The organism is Nocardioides ureilyticus, from assembly GCF_051280745.1.
GTDB lineage: Bacteria > Actinomycetota > Actinomycetes > Propionibacteriales > Nocardioidaceae > Nocardioides.
This window is the reverse complement of sequence record NZ_JBNCOG010000013.1, coordinates 16,979-32,792: the sequence shown is the minus strand read 5'-3', so window position 1 is coordinate 32,792 and position 15,814 is coordinate 16,979. Positions and strand designations below refer to the sequence as shown.

At 74.3% G+C, this 15,814-nt stretch carries 17 protein-coding genes; 11 read left to right on the top strand and 6 right to left on the bottom strand.

The annotated features are described in order from the left end of the window. Positions 1–159: 159 nt before the first annotated feature. Positions 160–1,962: an AMP-dependent synthetase/ligase gene (locus ACSMHG_RS09220; protein WP_435743973.1), complete on the bottom strand. Its 1,803-nt coding sequence runs from the start codon at positions 1,960–1,962 to the stop codon at positions 160–162. Positions 1,963–2,133: 171 nt separating this feature from the next. On the opposite strand from ACSMHG_RS09220, the gene ACSMHG_RS09215 reads away from it, so the two are divergent. Genes ACSMHG_RS09215 through ACSMHG_RS09195 form a run of 5 tightly spaced genes read left to right on the top strand, consistent with a single transcriptional unit; the run spans position 2,134 to position 6,175 of the window. After that, positions 2,134–2,580, top strand: coding sequence for an SRPBCC family protein (locus tag ACSMHG_RS09215; RefSeq protein WP_435743971.1), 447 nt, complete (start codon positions 2,134–2,136; stop codon positions 2,578–2,580). Between the two features lie 8 nt (positions 2,581–2,588). Next, positions 2,589–3,776 carry an ArsA family ATPase gene (locus ACSMHG_RS09210; RefSeq protein WP_435743969.1) on the top strand — a complete coding sequence of 396 codons (1,188 nt, stop codon included), beginning with the start codon at positions 2,589–2,591 and terminating at the stop codon, positions 3,774–3,776. Then, positions 3,773–4,228, top strand: a complete 456-nt coding sequence (locus ACSMHG_RS09205) for a hypothetical protein (protein ID WP_435743967.1) — start codon at positions 3,773–3,775, stop codon at positions 4,226–4,228. Before ACSMHG_RS09210 ends, ACSMHG_RS09205 begins: the two co-directional genes overlap by 4 nt. Then, positions 4,225–5,166: an ROK family glucokinase gene (locus tag ACSMHG_RS09200; protein ID WP_435743965.1), complete on the top strand. Its 942-nt coding sequence runs from the start codon at positions 4,225–4,227 to the stop codon at positions 5,164–5,166. Before ACSMHG_RS09205 ends, ACSMHG_RS09200 begins: the two co-directional genes overlap by 4 nt. Before the next feature lie 19 nt (positions 5,167–5,185). After that, positions 5,186–6,175, top strand: coding sequence for an ROK family protein (locus tag ACSMHG_RS09195; RefSeq protein WP_435743963.1), 990 nt, complete (start codon positions 5,186–5,188; stop codon positions 6,173–6,175). A 22-nt stretch (positions 6,176–6,197) separates the two neighbouring features. Here ACSMHG_RS09195 and ACSMHG_RS09190 read toward each other — a convergent pair whose 3' ends face one another. Together ACSMHG_RS09190 and ACSMHG_RS09185 are read right to left on the bottom strand one after the other, a co-directional pair. Next, positions 6,198–6,662 carry a hypothetical protein gene (locus ACSMHG_RS09190; RefSeq protein WP_435743961.1) on the bottom strand — a complete coding sequence of 155 codons (465 nt, stop codon included), beginning with the start codon at positions 6,660–6,662 and terminating at the stop codon, positions 6,198–6,200. A 10-nt stretch (positions 6,663–6,672) separates the two neighbouring features. Continuing rightward, positions 6,673–7,443 (bottom strand): alpha/beta hydrolase, encoded by a 771-nt coding sequence (locus ACSMHG_RS09185; protein WP_435743959.1) that lies wholly within the window; start codon positions 7,441–7,443, stop codon positions 6,673–6,675. A gap of 58 nt (positions 7,444–7,501) precedes the next feature. Here ACSMHG_RS09185 and ACSMHG_RS09180 point away from each other — a divergent pair, with 58 nt between their 5' ends. The 4 genes from ACSMHG_RS09180 to ACSMHG_RS09165 are packed head-to-tail and all read left to right on the top strand — an operon-like array spanning position 7,502 to position 10,627. Continuing rightward, positions 7,502–8,290 (top strand): lysophospholipid acyltransferase family protein, encoded by a 789-nt coding sequence (locus ACSMHG_RS09180; RefSeq protein ID WP_435743956.1) that lies wholly within the window; start codon positions 7,502–7,504, stop codon positions 8,288–8,290. Continuing rightward, the gene (gene macS / locus ACSMHG_RS09175) at positions 8,287–9,453 is read left to right on the top strand and encodes a MacS family sensor histidine kinase (protein ID WP_435744142.1); all 1,167 of its coding nucleotides are present in this window, start codon (positions 8,287–8,289) and stop codon (positions 9,451–9,453) included. The genes ACSMHG_RS09180 and macS overlap by 4 nt, the downstream gene beginning before the upstream one ends. Continuing rightward, positions 9,450–9,980, top strand: a complete 531-nt coding sequence (locus ACSMHG_RS09170; protein WP_435743954.1) for a flavin reductase family protein — start codon at positions 9,450–9,452, stop codon at positions 9,978–9,980. Before macS ends, ACSMHG_RS09170 begins: the two co-directional genes overlap by 4 nt. A gap of 17 nt (positions 9,981–9,997) precedes the next feature. Next, the gene (locus ACSMHG_RS09165) at positions 9,998–10,627 is read left to right on the top strand and encodes a response regulator (RefSeq protein WP_435744140.1); all 630 of its coding nucleotides are present in this window, start codon (positions 9,998–10,000) and stop codon (positions 10,625–10,627) included. A gap of 29 nt (positions 10,628–10,656) precedes the next feature. On the opposite strand, the gene ACSMHG_RS09160 is transcribed toward ACSMHG_RS09165, so the two are convergent. Further along, positions 10,657–11,856, bottom strand: a complete 1,200-nt coding sequence (locus tag ACSMHG_RS09160) for an oxygenase MpaB family protein (RefSeq protein WP_435743952.1) — start codon at positions 11,854–11,856, stop codon at positions 10,657–10,659. A gap of 58 nt (positions 11,857–11,914) precedes the next feature. On the opposite strand from ACSMHG_RS09160, the gene ACSMHG_RS09155 reads away from it, so the two are divergent. After that, positions 11,915–12,520, top strand: coding sequence for a TetR/AcrR family transcriptional regulator (locus ACSMHG_RS09155; RefSeq protein ID WP_435743950.1), 606 nt, complete (start codon positions 11,915–11,917; stop codon positions 12,518–12,520). A 29-nt stretch (positions 12,521–12,549) separates the two neighbouring features. After that, positions 12,550–13,446 carry a hypothetical protein gene (locus tag ACSMHG_RS09150; protein WP_435743948.1) on the top strand — a complete coding sequence of 299 codons (897 nt, stop codon included), beginning with the start codon at positions 12,550–12,552 and terminating at the stop codon, positions 13,444–13,446. A 14-nt stretch (positions 13,447–13,460) separates the two neighbouring features. Here ACSMHG_RS09150 and ACSMHG_RS09145 read toward each other — a convergent pair whose 3' ends face one another. Together ACSMHG_RS09145 and ACSMHG_RS09140 are read right to left on the bottom strand one after the other, a co-directional pair. After that, complete coding sequence (locus ACSMHG_RS09145; RefSeq protein WP_435743946.1) at positions 13,461–14,936, bottom strand: FGGY family carbohydrate kinase; 1,476 nt, start codon at positions 14,934–14,936, stop codon at positions 13,461–13,463. Continuing rightward, positions 14,933–15,763, bottom strand: coding sequence for a DUF1028 domain-containing protein (locus ACSMHG_RS09140; protein ID WP_435743943.1), 831 nt, complete (start codon positions 15,761–15,763; stop codon positions 14,933–14,935). Before ACSMHG_RS09140 ends, ACSMHG_RS09145 begins: the two co-directional genes overlap by 4 nt. Between the last annotated feature and the right edge of the window lie 51 nt (positions 15,764–15,814).

The window sequence follows — 15,814 nt, the reverse complement described above, 5'->3', positions numbered from 1 at the left end:
CTCATGCTAGGGACGGTGCCGGGTGTTGCGGCTGGGATTGGCCGAACCGCCCGGCTTGTCACCCGAAGGGTGGACCGCGTAGTCCGAACGGGTGGTATGGACCACCGACCACCGACCAGCGGGCGACCCGGCCGATGGGCCGGCTGGCAGGCGGGTGGCTCAGCCGTACAGCGCCTCGACGTCGTCGCGGAACTGCCGCATGACGACGCTCCGCTTGAGCTTGAGGCTCGGTGTCAGCTGGCCGCCCTCCTCGGTCCACTCGGCGTCGAGGACGCTGAACTTGCGGATGGACTCGGCCTGGGACACCGCCTTGTTGGCCTCGTCGACGGCCGTCTGGAGGGCCGCGCGCAGGTCGGCGTCGTCGACCAGGTGCGCGGGGTCGGCGCTCTTGCCGTGAGCCTCGGCCCAGGCCGGCAGCGACTCGCGGTCGAGCGTGAGGAGCGCCCCGATGAACGGCTGGCCGTCGCCGACCACGAGGCACTGGTCGACGAGCGGATGCGCCCGGAGGCGGTCCTCGAGCACGGCCGGGGCGACGTTCTTGCCGCCGGCGGTCACGATGATCTCCTTCTTGCGCCCGGTGATCCGGACGAAGCCCTCGTCGTCGACCTCGCCGACGTCGCCGGTGTGGAACCAGCCGTCTGCCTCGAGCACCTCGCGGCTCGCGTCCTCGTTCTCCCAGTAGCCGGCGAAGACCTGCCCACCCCGGAAGAGCAGCTCGCCGTCGTCGGCGATCCGCACCGCGGTGCCGGGCAGCGGGCGGCCGACCGAGCCCACCTTCTGCGCGTCGGGGAGGTTGACCGTGAGCGCCGCCGTCGTCTCGGTGAGGCCGTAGCCCTCGAGGACGGTGAGGCCGATGCCGCGGTAGAAGTGGCCCAGCCGCTCGCCGAGCGGCGCGCCTCCGGACACCGCGAACCGGCACTCCCCGCCGAGGGCGGTGAGCAGCTTGCCGTAGACGAGCCGGGCGAAGAGCGCGTGCTGGGCCCGCACGGCGAGCGACGGGCCGCGGCGGCGGTCCTGCCCGCGGGACCAGGCGATCGCCACGTCGGCGGCGCGGTCGAAGATCTTCCCGCGCCCCTCGGCGGTCGCCTTCTGCGAGGCGGTGTTGAAGACCTTCTCGAAGACGCGCGGGACCGCCAGGATGAACGTCGGGCGGAAGGCCTGCAGGTCGGGGAGGAGGTTCTTGATGTCGGCGCTGTGGCCGAGCCGGGTCCGCGACTTCACGCAGCCGACCTGGATGATCCGGGCGAAGACGTGCGCGAGCGGCAGGAAGAGCAGCGTCGAGGAGTCCTCGGTGTCGAAGAGCCGGTCCAGCTCGTCGACCGCGACGCCCAGCTCGAACATGAAGTTGCCGTGGGTGAGCATGCACCCCTTCGGCCGCCCGGTCGTGCCGGAGGTGTAGATGAGCGTCGCCAGGTCGAGCGGCGTGACCGCGCTCCGCCGCCGCTCGAGCTCGTCGTCACTGACGTCGGCCCCCAGGCGAACGAGGACGTCCACCGCGTTGTCGGTGATCGACCAGACGTGGTGGAGGTCGTCCAGCCCGGCTCGCGCCTCGCTGACCCGGGCGACGTGCTCCGCGGTCTCCGCCACGACGGCGCGCGCGCCGCTGTCGCGCAGGATCCACCCGACCTGCTCGGCGGAGGAGGTCTCGTAGACGGGGACGGTGACGGCGCCGGCGAACCAGATGGCGTAGTCGAGCAGGGTCCACTCGTAGCGGGTCTTGGAGATCAGCGCGACCCGGTCGCCCGGCGCGATGCCGGCAGCCAGCAGGCCCTTGGCGACGGCGGTGACCTCGGCGAGGAACGCCGCCGCCGTGACGTCGGTCCAGCCGTCCTCGCCGGCCTCGGTCGACGGGCGGCTGAAGACCACGGCGTCAGGCGCTTCGGCGGCGTTGGTCACCACGTCGTCGGTGAGGTTCCCGGTGGCCGGCACCTTGATCGTCAGGGGCGTGGAGAACTCCCGCACGCTGTCTCCTCCAGGCATGCTCGCGGAACGCCCCGGGCGGGCGCACCGCCGCAGGCTACCGCCGCCCGGAGGGCCGCTTCCCATCCGGTACGCTGCCGATCCGACCGGGCCGGCCGACGTCCGCGCGGTCACCAGCCGTCATCCGACCCGGCACGCGAGGGGGCCTCCGCCATGGCCGAACAGACCACGTCGTCGATCACGGTCGACGCCGCGCCGGCCGACGTGATGGCCGTGATCGCCGACTTCGAGTCCTACCCACGGTGGGCGAAGGGCGTGCAGACCGCTGACGTGGTCTCCACCTACACCTCCGGTCCCGCGGCCGGTCGGGCCGAGCGCGTCTTCTTCGCGCTCGACGTCTCGCCGATCAAGGACGAGTACACGCTGGAGTACCAGTGGGACGGCGACCGCGAGGTCACCTGGACCCTCGTCGAGGGCAAGATGCTGCGCGCCCTCGACGGCGCCTACGTCCTGCGTGACCTGGGCGGCTCCACCGAGGTCACCTACCGGCTGGCGCTCGACGTCTCCATCCCGCTGATCGGCATGCTCAAGCGCAAGGGCGAGAAGATCCTGATCGACACGGCGCTCAAGGGCTTGAAGAACCGCGTCGAGTCGCGCTGACGCGACGGATGCGCATCCTTCTCCTGACCGGCAAGGGCGGCGTCGGCAAGTCCACGCTCGCGGCCGGTACGGCGGCGCTCGCGGCCACCGCGGGCCACCGCACCCTGGTGCTCTCCACCGACGCGGCGCACTCGCTGGCCGACGCCTTCGGCGTGCCGGTCGGAGCCGGGCCGACCAGGGTGGCGGACCGGCTCTTCGTCCAGCAGGTCGACGCGCAGCTGCGCTTCCAGGAGTCGTGGGCGGAGATCCAGCGCTACCTGCTCTCCGTCCTCGAGGTGGCCGGGGTCGACCCGCTCGCCGCCGAGGAGCTCACCGTGGTGCCGGGCGCCGAGGAGGTGCTCGCCCTGCTCGAGCTGCGCGCCCAGGCACTGTCGGGGGAGTGGGACGTGGTCGTGGTCGACTGCGCGCCGACCGCGGAGACCCTGCGCCTGCTGGCCCTGCCCGAAGCGCTGGGCTGGTACATGCAGCGGGTCTTCCCCGTGCAGGCGCGGGTCGTCAAGAGCCTGCGGCCGGTGCTCAGCAGAGCCGCCGGGGTCCCGATGCCCGGGGGGAGCGTCTTCGAGGCGGTCGAGCGGCTGCACGGCGAGCTCGACGAGGTCCGTGCGCTGCTCCAGGGACCCGACGCGAGCGTCCGGCTCGTGCTGACTCCCGAGGGCGTCGTGGCGGCCGAGGCCCGACGCAGCTGGACCACGCTCTCCCTGTACGGCTACCGCGTGGACGGTGTGATCGCCAACCGTGTCTTCCCCGCCGCGCAGGGCGACGACTGGCGCGCGGGATGGGTGGCGGCGCAGGAGCAGGTGCTCGCCGAGGTCGACCAGTCGTTCGCGGGGCTGCCGGTCTGGCGCTCGCTCTACCGGCCGGCCGAACCGGTGGGGGTCGCAGCCCTCGGCGCGCTGGCCGCCGAGGTGTACGGCGACGACGACCCGCTCGCCGCGCCGACCGGGGACGCGGCGTTCCGGGTCACCCGCACCACCGGCGGCGCCGTGCTGCACCTGCGCCTGCCGTTGGTCAGCCGGGACCAGGTCGACCTCGCGCGCAAGCACGACGAGCTCGTGGTGACGGTCGGCTCCTACCGCCGGTTGCTCACCCTGCCCGCCGGGCTGGCGCGGCTGGAGGTGGCCGGCGCCCGGGTCGAGGACGGTGAGCTCCAGGTCCGGTTCCGCGAGCCGGCCGCGGCGCAGGAGGAGCCGGCATGAGCGACGACCAGCGTCCCGACGAGCCGCAGGCCGACCCCCGGTCGGACCAGGTCGGCAGCGTCGGCGAGGAGGCCGCGAAGCTGTTCGGCGCGATCTCGGACTGGGCCGACCAGCAGGGCACGGGCCTCGCCGGCCTGGCCGGGCAGGCCGCTGCCGCCGCCCGCGAGGTCGAGGAGCACCTGACGGCCGAAGCCGGAGCGACGGCCACCCAGTGCAGCTACTGCCCGATCTGCCGCACCGTGCACGCGGTGCGGCAGACGAGCCCGGAGGTGCGCAGCCACCTCGCCAACGCCGCCTCGTCGCTCCTGCAGGCCGCGGCCGGGATGCTGGCGACGACGGTGCCGCCGGAGCGCCGCACCGGACCTGGCGGCGCCGGGCAGCCGAGGCCGCCGGCCTCCGGGGGCGTGCAGCACATCGATCTCGACGAGGACTGGCCGGAGGACGAGGGATGACGCTCACGTGCGGGGTGGACGTCGGTGGCACCAAGATCGCCGGCGGTGTCGTGGACGAGCGCGGCACCATCCTCGAGGAGCTCCGGGTGGAGTCGCCGGCGACCGACGTCGAGGCCATCGAGGACGCGATCGCTGGCCTGGTCGGCGAGCTGGCGACGCGCCACGAGATCGCGGCGGTCGGCGTCGGCGCGGCCGGCTACGTCGACAAGTCCCGGTCCGTGGTGATGTTCGCGCCCAACATCGCCTGGCGCAACGTCGATCTCCAGGCGGGGCTCGAGGCGCGCGTCCACCTGCCGGTGGTCGTGGAGAACGACGCCAACGCCGCCGCCTGGGGGGAGTTCGTCTTCGGTGCCGCCCACGACGTCGACGACCTGCTCCTGGTCACCGTGGGCACCGGTGTCGGCGGAGGGCTGGTCCTCGACGGCCGGCTCCACCGCGGGGCCTTCGGGGTGGCGGCGGAGATCGGCCACATGCGGGTGGTCCCGGACGGGATCCGGTGCGGGTGCGGCAACCGCGGCTGCTTCGAGCAGTACGCCAGCGGCAGCGCGCTCGTCCGCGACGCCCGGGCCGCCGCGGTGGAGGGCTCGCTGCTCGCGCGGGACCTGCTGGACCGCGCCGGCGGTGACCCGCTGGCCATCACCGGGCCGCTGATCACCGAGGCCGCCCGCGAGGGCGACGCGTTCGCCGTCGAGCAGCTGGCCGAGGTCGGCCGCTGGCTCGGCGAGGGCATCGCCTCGCTCACCGCCGTCCTCGACCCGGCGGCCGTGGTGATCGGGGGAGGCGTCAGCGAAGCCGGTGAGCTCCTGCTCGGGCCCGTCCGGACGGCCTTCGCGGCGCAGCTCACCGGCCGGGGCCACCGGCCGAGCCTCGAGATCCGCAAGGCCCGGCTCGGCAACCGTGCCGGCCTCATCGGCGCCGCCGACCTCGCGCGGCACTGAGGGTGGCGTCCGGGCAGCGATGAGCAGCGACACCCACACCGACCCCTCCACCGACTCCTCCACCGACCTCTACATCGGCGTCGACGTCGGCGGCACCAAGGTGCTCGCCGGCGAGGTGGATCCCGACGGCGGCGTCCGGCGTACCGCTCGTCGGGCCACGCCGGGCCGGCGGGTCGAGGTGGCGCTGGTCGAGCAGGCGCTGACCGAGGCGGTCGCCGAGGTCGCCGCCGGACGCCGGGTCGCCGGCGTCGGGATCGCCGCGGCCGGCTTCGTCGACGCGGTGGGAGAACGGGTGGTCTTCGCGCCGCACCTGCCGTGGCGGGGGGAGGAGGTGCGGGCGCGCCTGCAGTCGCGGTGGGACGTGCCTGTCGTCCTCGACAACGACGCGAACTGCGCCGCCCGGGCCGAGGCGACCCTCGGCGCGGCCCGCGACGAGCCGGACTTCCTCCTCGTGACCATGGGCACCGGCATCGGTGGCGGGGTGGTCCTCGGCGGCCGGGTGCACCGCGGCCGCAACGGCATGGCGGGCGAGTTCGGGCACATGCAGGTCGTCCCGGACGGACGGCCCTGCGAGTGCGGGGGCGAGGGCTGCTGGGAGCAGTACACCAGCGGCAACGCCCTCGTCCGCGCCGCCCGCAGCCGCGTCGGTCGGGTGCCGACGGCGCTGACCGCGGCGTGCGGCGGCGACCCCGAGGCACTGACGGGGCCCATGGTGACCGAGGCCGCGAGCGGTGGCGACCGTGCCGCGCTCGAGGCCTTCGGCACGGTCGGGGACTGGCTGGGGGTGGGAGTGGCCAACCTCGTCGCAGCCTTCGACCCGCCCCTGGTGGTGGTCGGGGGCGGCGTGTCGGCCGCCGCCGACCTGCTGCTGGACCCGGCGCGGGCCGCGCTGGCCCGCTCGCTCGTCGGCTCCGAGCACCGCGACCTGCCCGAGGTGGTCCGGGCCCACTTCGGCGGCGACGCCGGCATCGTCGGCGCGGCGCTGCTCGCCCGTCAGACCCGCGCCTGACCGGCCTCGGACCACGAGACGGTCAGAGCTTCGCGCCGTCGTCCCACGGGTCGCGGGGGCCTCGCGGCATCGTCCACACCAGGTAGACGAAGCCGCCGACGAACCAGGCGACCAGGGCCTGCACGACCAGGTCGGGCAGGTCCACGCCCAGCACCGTGAAGACCAGGAGCACCGCCGGCGCGCCGAGCACGCCGGCCCAGGCGACGGCACGCAGCCCGCGGGGGCGGGGCAGCGGCGGAGCCTGGGGCGGGATGAACCGCTCCCCGTCGGCCTTCCCCAGGTCCGAGTCGACCTCGTCCGGGTCCTCCGGGTGTCCCGGGTGGCCGGGGCCCGCGGCGCCGGTGACGTCCGCGGGGTCGGGCGCCGGGTCGTCCGCCGGAGGGGTGGGGCGCTCGCGGGCAGGCGGCGGCTCGTCGTCGATCTGCGGCCGCTCGCCGTAGTTCTCGACGATGGAGCGCCAGGCGTCGTCCTCGTCGTCGCGCTGCACGGGACCGAGGCTACGCCGCGCCCACACGCCGCACGAACGCCACCGTCTCCTCGTTGATGCGCGGGGCGTCGTGGTCGAGGGTCGCCACGTGGTAGCTCTGCTCGAGCGACACCTCCGTGACGTCGCGGGAGGAGACCCGGGAGACCACGAGCGGCTGGGTGAGGTCGTCGACCACGTGGTCGACGGTCGAGCGCAGGTAGAGCAGCGGCGCGGTGACGCGCGGCAGGTCCGCGACCAGCGCCGGCCAGGCGCGGAACATGGAGTGCGCCGCGCGGAGCGGGGTGCGTGCGTAGCCGTGCTCGTCGGCACCCGCCCGCTTGATGTCGTTGGTGATCCCGGGGAAGGAGGGCACCACCCGCTTGAGCAGGGGCAGCAGCCGCACGTCGCGTCGACGGGTCGCCAGGGCGGGGTTGACGAGCACCACGCCGGCGACGCGGGCGCCCTGGTCCGCGGCCAGGCGGAGCGAGAGGGCGCCGCCCATCGACAGCCCGCCGACGACGACGGCGTCGTGCTCGCGCGCCAGGCGCTCGAAGACACCGGCCAGCTCGGCGTACCAGTCGTCCCACGTCGTGGTGTTGCACTCCTGCCACGACGTGCCGTGGCCGGGCAGCCGCGGCACCTCCACGGCGTACCCGTGCTCGGCGACCGCCGCGCCCCACGGCTTGACCGAGGCGGGCTGCCCGGTGAACCCGTGGCTGAGCAGCACCGCGACGCGGCGCCCGCCCGTCAGCTCGGGGCGGGCGGGGACCGAGAGCGGCGACGCGAGCGGGTGGATCGTCATGGGCGCAGCGTAGGTCTACTGTTGGCCCGTCCGGGCGGGGTCGTGGAAGGTGCGTGGCGTGTTCTATTGGTTCCTCAAGTGGATCGCACTCGGCCCGCTCCTGCGGGTCGTCTTCCGTCCGCACACCGAGGGCGCCGAGCACGTGCCCGAGGAGGGGCCGGCCATCCTGGCCAGCAACCACCTCTCCTACGCCGACTGGCTGTTCATGCCGCTCACCCTCCCGCGTCGGGTCACCTTCGTGGCCAAGGCGGAGTACTTCACCAGCCCGGGCATCAAGGGCTGGTTCCAGAAGCAGTTCTTCTCCGGCGCCGGCCAGGTGCCGATCGACCGCGGCAGCGCCTCGGCCGCGGAGGGTGCCCTGACCGCGGCGAAGCGGATCCTCGGCGAGGGCCACCTCTTCGGGATCTACCCCGAGGGCACCCGCAGCCACGACGGTCGGCTCTACCGCGGCAAGACGGGCGTCGCCCGGCTGGCGCTCGAGACCGGTGTGCCCGTCATCCCCGTCGCCGTCGTGGGCACCGACGTGGTCGCCCCTCCGGGGAAGACGTTCGGGACCTTCACCCGCCCGGTCGTCCGCTTCGGCCGACCGCTCGACTTCTCCCGCTACGAGGGGATGAGCAACGACCGCTACATCCTGCGCTCGGTGACCGACGAGATCATGTACGAGATCATGCGTCTCTCTGGGCAGGAGTACGTCGACATGTACGCCTCCCGCGCCAAGGAGGAGGCCAAGAAGGCCGAGAAGGCCGAGAAGGCCGAGAAGGCCGAGCGCGCCGAGAAGGCCGACAAGGCGGACCGGGCCGAGCAGGCGGACGCGGCGTCGGACGAGCGGAAGAAGGCGTCCTGAGGGACCTCCTCCGCCCGCTGTCGCGGCGCAGCGGAGCGGCCGTCGCGGTCGAGGGTCGCCTGCACCAGGCGCTCGCTGTGCTGCGTGCCGTCACCCTGGCGAACGCGGTCGGGCTCAACCTCTACCGCGCGGAGAACTTCGAGCGGCCGCTCGCGGGGGTCGCCTGCGTGGTCGCCATGGCGGTCTGGACCCTCACCGCGGTCGTCCTGTACGCCGACCCGCGCCGCCGCCGGCTCCCGCTGCTGCTGGCGGACCTCGCGGTGGCGGTCGGGCTGCTGCTCGTCACGCCGCTGGTCAAGGGGGAGGCCTTCAACGCCACCGTGCCCGGCTTCTGGATCGCGGGCGCGCTGCTGGCCTGGGCGGTGCACTACCGCTGGGTCGGCGGCCTCGTGGCCGGCGCCGTCCTCGCCGCGACCGACCTGCTGGTCCGTGACGACGTCACGCAGGCCAACTACGGCAACGTCTTCCTCATCCTCATCGGGGGCCCGATCGTCGGCTACATGTGCGGCTCCCTGCAGCAGATGGCCGCCGAGCGGGACGTGGCCGAGCGACGCGCCGCGGCGGCCGCGGAGCGTGCCCGCCTGGCCCGCGCGGTGCACGACGGCGTGCTCCAGGTGCTGGCACTGGTGCAGCGGCGGGGCGCCGAGCTCGGCGGCGGAGGAGCCGAGCTGGGACGCCTGGCCGGGGAGCAGGAGCGGCGGCTGCGCACCCTGATCCGCACCCAGGAGGCCGTCGGCGAGGACGGCCGCGACGCCGACGACCCCGGTCCCGTGGACCTCCGTGCCGGGCTGACCGGGCTGGAGGCCGGGCCGGTCAGCGTGGTGACGCCCGCCGGACCGGTCGAGGTCCCCGCACCGGTCGCACGGGAGCTCGTCGCCGTGGTCCGCGCCTGCCTCGACAACGTCGCGCGGCACGTCGGTGAGGACGCCCCGGCGTGGGTGCTCCTCGACGCCGTCGGCGACCGGGTGGAGATCTCGGTGCGCGACGAGGGGCCGGGCATCCCCGACGGGCGGCTGGAGGAGGCCGCGGCCGAGGGACGGCTCGGCGTGAGCGGGTCGATCTGCGGTCGGGTCGCCGACCTGGGTGGCACCGCCACCCTGGCCACCGGCCCGACGGGCACCGAGTGGGAGATCATCGTCCCCGTGAGGCAGGAGGCGCCGTGACCATCCACGACACCCACCCGTTCCCGAGCGAGCCGGACCCGGTGCGTCGCTTCCGCGGCCGACTGGGTGGCACGGTGACCCTCTGGACCGCCGGTGGCGACGCCGGGGTCGAGCCCGCCGGCCTCACCGTCACCTCCCTGATGGTGGCGAACGGGCCCGACCCCCAGGTGCTAGCGCTGCTCGACCCCGACGCCGACCTGACCGACGCCCTGCGCGACACCGGCCGCGCGGTGGTGCAGCTGCTGGCCTGGCCGGACCGCGGGCTCGCCGAGATGTTCGCCGGCACCGCACCGGCCCCCGGTGGTCCGTTCCGGCAGGCCGACTTCGTGGCGACGGCGTACGGCCCGCGGCTGGCGACGGCGACCACCTGGGCGGGCGTGGAGCTGGTCGAGGAGGCCCCCGTCGGTTGGTCGGTGCTGGTCACCTGCCGCCTCGTCGAGGCCCGGACCGGGGACGACGAGGCGGGTGCGGACCGCGACGCGCTCGGCCACCGCCGCGGGCGCTGGCTGCGGCTGGGGTCTGCGTGAGCGCGCCGCTGCGGCTGATGGTCGTCGACGACCACCCGATGTGGCGCGACGCCGTCGAGCGCGACCTCGTCGGGGCCGGCTTCGAGGTCGTCGCCACGGCCGCGACCGGCGGCGAGGCGGTGACCAGGTTCAAGGCCGCCCGGCCGCAGCTCGTGGTGCTCGACCTGCAGATCCCTGAGCCGGACGGCGTGGCGGTGACCCGGGAGGTGCTCGCCCACGACCCGTCCGCGCGGGTGCTGGTCCTGTCGGCCTCGGGGGAGCAGACCGACGTGCTCGAGGCGGTCAAGGCCGGGGCGACCGGCTACCTCGTCAAGTCGGCCTCACGCGCCGAGCTCCTCGACGCCGTACGACGGGTCGCCCGGGGTGACACGGTCTTCACCCCCGGCCTGGCCGGTCTCGTCCTCGGCGAGTTCCGCCGGCTCGCCGACCCGGCGACGACCGACCCCAGCCGGCCGGAGCTGACCGAGCGCGAGACGGAGGTGCTCCGGATGGTGGCCAAGGGACTGTCGTACAAGCAGATCGCCGAGCGCCTGGTGCTCTCCCACCGCACGGTGCAGAACCACGTCCAGAACACCCTGCGCAAGCTGCAGATGCACAACCGGGTCGAGCTCACGCGGTGGGCGATCGAGCAGGGGCTCGACGACTGACGCGACCTGTGCCGCCCCATGCCGCCCCGTCAACCGCGGGCGGGGTGTGCCTTCCCGCCGCCGGGCGAGGCGTCGACCAGGTCGTGCTGGACGCCGTACCGGCTGCGCAGCCGCGCGTCCTGCGCCTCGCGGTACCGCTCGCCCCGCCGGTTCCGGGGACCGAGGGTCGCGGGCACCCGGTCGAGCGTGGCGTTGACCGCGCCGATCGCCGGGCCGACGGCGCGGACCACGTGCTTGAGGCGGGTGTCGGCGATGCCGAGCTCGTCGGCGATCTGGTCGCCGATGAACACCCGCTCGAGGGCGGCGACCAGCCGCGGGGCGGTCCGGTGGAGACGGCGCGGGGTGATCTGCTCGATCTCCGGCACGAGGAACTCGCTGTTGATGGCGGCGACCAGCTCGCGGCAGTAGTCGTCGACCGGCGGGCGGGTCAGCAGGTAGATGCCCTCGAGCGCCTCCTGCTCGGCCTCGTCGCGGGGGAGGAGCCGTGGGTCGATGCCGAGCAGGTGGCCGACGTAGCGCCACTGCGCGTAGTAGGCCGCCACCTCGTGGGGGCGGTACGGCGCGCCGATGGCCCGCATGCCGCGCAGCGGGATCAGGCAGAACTCGACGAGGGTGTAGGCCAGGTAGGACTGGCAGATCGGGACTCCCCACGCGGGGAGGTCCCAGGCCTCCGAGCGCAGCAGGGCGTGGCGGACCAGCGCGTGGATGATCCGGACGCGCACGGTCAGCTCGAACCCCTCGGCGTGCCGCCGCAGGCCGCCCTCCTGGTTGACCGCCACGAGCCACGACCCGACCTCGATGGTGCGCATGCCGGCGTTCTCGATGTAGCGCCCGGTCATCTCCAGCGGTCGGGACGCCGCCGAGTTCGCGTACCCGCTGACGAGCGAGGCGGCGCCGAGGACGATGCCGGCCTGCCGCGTGTAGCGGCCCAGGTGGGCGGTGTCGCGGTCGATGGCGTCGAGGTCGACCCACTCCGGCACCGCGTCGAGCTCGGCGAAGAGGTCGCGCAGGGACGCCGGTGCGTCCGGCACGGCGTCGATGCCCTGACGGCAGGCGGTGCGCAGCATCCGCATCGCCTTGCCGTGCCCGATGCGCTCGACGTCTGCGACGAAGGCGTCCGCGAGCGGGTCGCCGTCCCACATCGCGGCGAAGTACGTCGACGCGAGCTCGCCGTACCGCTGCTCGGCGAGCTCGCGGTGGCGCAGGGTGGTCGGCAGGTCGTGTGGCATGCTGCCAGGGTAGAAGTGAGAATGTCTCATCTTCTATTCACTTCTGCGAGGGGTGTCAATGGCCCAGAAGCAGCGGGCGCGGCCGACTCAGCGGCGGGCCGTCGAGATGCGGAGGACGCTCCTCGATGCGACCCTTCACCTTCTGGCGGAGCGCGGCGCCGAGCGGCTGACGACGACGGCGATCGTCGAGCGGGCCCACGTGAGCACCGGCACCTTCTACCGCTACTTCAATGACAAGGCCGAGATCATCACCGCGCTGCGGGACGAGGCCGTCGCCGCGGTCGACCGGGACCTGCGCGATGCGGTGGTCCGCGCCCTCGACCTCGACCTCGAGGGTGCGGTGCGCGAGATCGTCGTGACCCTGGTCGACGGGTTCGAGCGGCACGGCCCGGTGGTCGCCGCGATGGTCGACGCCCAGCCCGGCGGCAGCAACGCCAACGTCCTGCCGGAGATCGAGCGTGACCTCTTCCAGGTCGCCGCCGTCATCCCGCGGCGTCACCTGCCCGGCGCGAGCCCCGAGCGGCTCGAGGCGCTGGTGTTCATGACGATGGGCGTCGTGGTGGCGACCTGCCTGCGGATCGCGCTGCACCGACCGCCCGAGGTGGACCGCGCGGAGCTGGTCGAGGTGGCGACGGCGATGATCGTCGCCGGGCTCCGTTCCTGAGCGGCCGGCGAGCCAGTAGGTTCCCGCGCATGGCCGACGACGGGGAGGAGCTGCTCGCGATCGCCGACGAGCTCTACGGGCTCGACCTCCCCACCTTCACGCCGACCCGGGACGCGGTCGCGAAGGAGCACCGGCGCACGGAGCTCGGCACCCGCGTGAAGTCGCTGCGCAAGCCGTCGACGGCCGCGTGGGTGGTCAACCTCCTGGTACGCCGCGAGGCCGAGCAGGTCGAGCAGGTGCTGGAGGTCGGGGCCGCTCTGCGGGAGGCGCAGGCGTCCATGTCCGGCGACGAGCTGCGCGCGCTCACGCGGCAGCGCCGCCAGCTCACCGCCGCAGTGACGACCCGGGCGAGGGCGGTCGCCAAGGAGCACGGCGTACGGGTCACCGCGGCCGTCGCCGACCAGGTCGAGGCGACGCTGACGGCCGCCATGGTGGACGAGGGCTGCGCCGCCGCCGTCCGCAGCGGCCTGTTGACCACCTCGATCGAGGCGACCGGCGTCGACGAGGTCGACGCCGCGTGCGTCGTGGCGGTCCCGGAGGCGATCGGCTTCCGCGCGGCGCCGCACGAGGCGCCGACGCCCGGGCGGCCCACCTTGGCGGTCGTCGCCGACCCCGACGCCGAGGCGAAGGCCCTGCGCGCTGCGGAGGAGGAGCTGGCGGCCGCCGACGAGGAGCTCGACGAGGCGGCGGAGGCCCTGGAGGCGGCGCGCGAGGAGGTCAGCCGGCTCCAGGCCCGGGGCCTGCAGCTCCAAGCCGAGGTCGAGGAGCTCCGGTCCCGCATCGCCGCGCTCGAGGAGGAGCACGACGAGGTCGACGAGGAGCTGGCGGAGGCGGAGGACGCCCGCACGGAGGCCGAGGACCAGGTCGCCGACCTCACCCGAGCCCGTGACGCCGCGAAGGCCGCCCTGGAGAGGCTGCGCGGTTGAGGCCCGGCCACCGCTCAGACCAGCGCCCAGCCCTTCGACCGCTCGACGGCCTCGCGCCACCGGGCGTGCGCGGCGTCGGCCTCGCCCCGGTCGCCGCCCGGCTCGAAGGAGCGGTCCAGCGACCAGGTCTCGCGCAGGTCGTCGGTCGACGCCCAGACACCGGTGCCCAGGCCGGCGAGGAAGGCGGCGCCGAGCGCCGTCGTCTCCACCAGCTGCGGCCGCTCGACCGGTACGCCGATCTGGTCGGCCTGCAGCTGGCAGAGCAGGTCGTTCGCCGAGGCCCCGCCGTCGACGCGGAGCGACGACAGGGCGGCCGGCATGGTCTCGAGGACGTCGCGGACCTCGAAGGCGATGGCCTCGAGCGTCGCCCGCACCAGGTGCGCGCGGGTCGTGCCGCGGGTCACGCCGATCACCAGGCCCCGGGCGTGGGGGTCCCAGTGCGGCGCCCCGAGCCCGGTCAGGGCCGGGACGAACACGACCCCCTCGGAGGACGGCACCGTGGCGGCGATCGCCGCCGTCTCGGCGGCCGACCCGACGATCTGCAGGCCGTCACGCAGCCACTGCACCGCGGCGCCGGTCACGAAGATCGCGCCCTCGAGCGCATAGGTCAGCTCACCGTCGGGGGAGCGCCATGCCGCGGTGGAGAGCAGGCCCGCCTCGGAGCGCTCCAGCGACGTCCCGCAGTTGGTGAGGATGAAGGAGCCCGTGCCGTAGGTGCACTTGGAGTCGCCGACGTCGAAGCAGGTCTGGCCGAAGAGGGCGGACTGCTGGTCGCCGACCAGCCCCGCGATCGGCAGCGACAGGTCGAGGAACGACCGCGGGTCGGTGGTGGCGATCTCGCCCCAGTTGGGGACCAGCTCGGGGAGCGCGTCCCGGGGGACTCCGAAGAGCGAGCAGAGCTCCTCGCTCCAGGTGCCCTCGGCGAGGTCGAGCAGGAGCGTGCGGCAGGCGTTCGAGACGTCGGTGACGTGGTGGAGGCCGCGGGTCATCCGGGCGACGAGGTAGGAGTCGACCGTCCCGACGGCGTACCGCCCCTGCTCGACGAGCGCCCACGTGTGCGGCTCGTGCTCGGCGATCCAGGCGAGCTTGGTGCCGGAGAAGTACGGGTCGAGACGCAGGCCGGTGAGCTCGCGGACCCGGTCCTCGTGGCCGGCGTCGCGCAGGCGGCTGCAGATGTCGGCCGTCCGCCGGTCCTGCCAGACGATCGCCCGGCGGGGCGAGCCGAGGGTCTCGCGGTCCCACAGCAGCACCGTCTCGCGCTGCGTCGTGATCCCGATGCCCTCCAGCTGCGCGGCGTCGACCTGCCGGACGGCCGCCCGGCAGGCCTCCAACGTGGCCTGCCAGATCTCCTCCGGGGAGTGCTCGACCCAGCCGGGGCGGGGGAAGTGCTGGCCGAACTCCTGGTAGCCCCTGGCCGAGATCCGTCCGTCGGCCGTCACGACGACGGCCGTCACGCCGGTCGTGCCGGCGTCGATCGCGAGGATGCTCACGACGCCGCCCGGACGATCGCGAGGATCTTCTCGTCGATCCACGCCAGGTCGGGGTCGACCCGCATCTCGTAGTTCTCGGTGCCGACCCAGGCGGCGACGTCGCGGTGCCCGCGTTCGCGGGCGTAGGTCTCGAGTTCGCGGCGCAGCTCGTCGTCGACCGGCACCTTCTCCTCGTCCGTCGAGGCGGTGAGGTAGAGGTCGTTGAGGTCCAGCAACCTCGCGATCTCCGCGACCGGGTCGTCCCCGCACGACGCGGCGTCGTCGACCCGCAGGTCGACCTCGATGTCGTCGTTGCCGCCGTAGCCGGCGCCCTCGCGCACCACGAGCAGCGCGGCGGACTGCCGCCCCCGCCGGTCACCGCCGGCCGCGTCCCCGGCGGCCAGCGCGGCCAGGAGCCGGCGGCCCAGCGGTGCGGCCGGGTCCGAGCCCTCGTACGCCGCGCGCATCGCCTCCACCACCTCCGGCCCGGTGAGCACGTTCCCCTGGATCGCGAAGCCGTCGCCGACCACGCTGCCGGCCCAGTCGAGGCATGCGACGCCGGTGTGGCTGGCCGCCCCGCCGTCGACGTCGACGATGCCGACCTGGCGGTCGTCGCGACCGGGGTCCTCCTCGAGCAGCCGCTCCAGGGCGACGGGGGCGGTGGCACCCTCGTCGAGGTGGGAGAGGGCCAGCCCCTTGTAGGCGACGTTCGCGTCCGCCTGGGTCGCCACGGCCCCCACCTCGGCGACGGCCGCCGGCACGACCGCGCCGACCGCGAGGAACTTGGAGGCGACGGCGACGCCCCATGACTCACCGTCGGCGGAGCGGGCCACGATCGAGAACGTCATGCCGGGAGGTTAGCGAGCGGACGGCGCCTGGCGGTGCGCCCGGCCGGAACC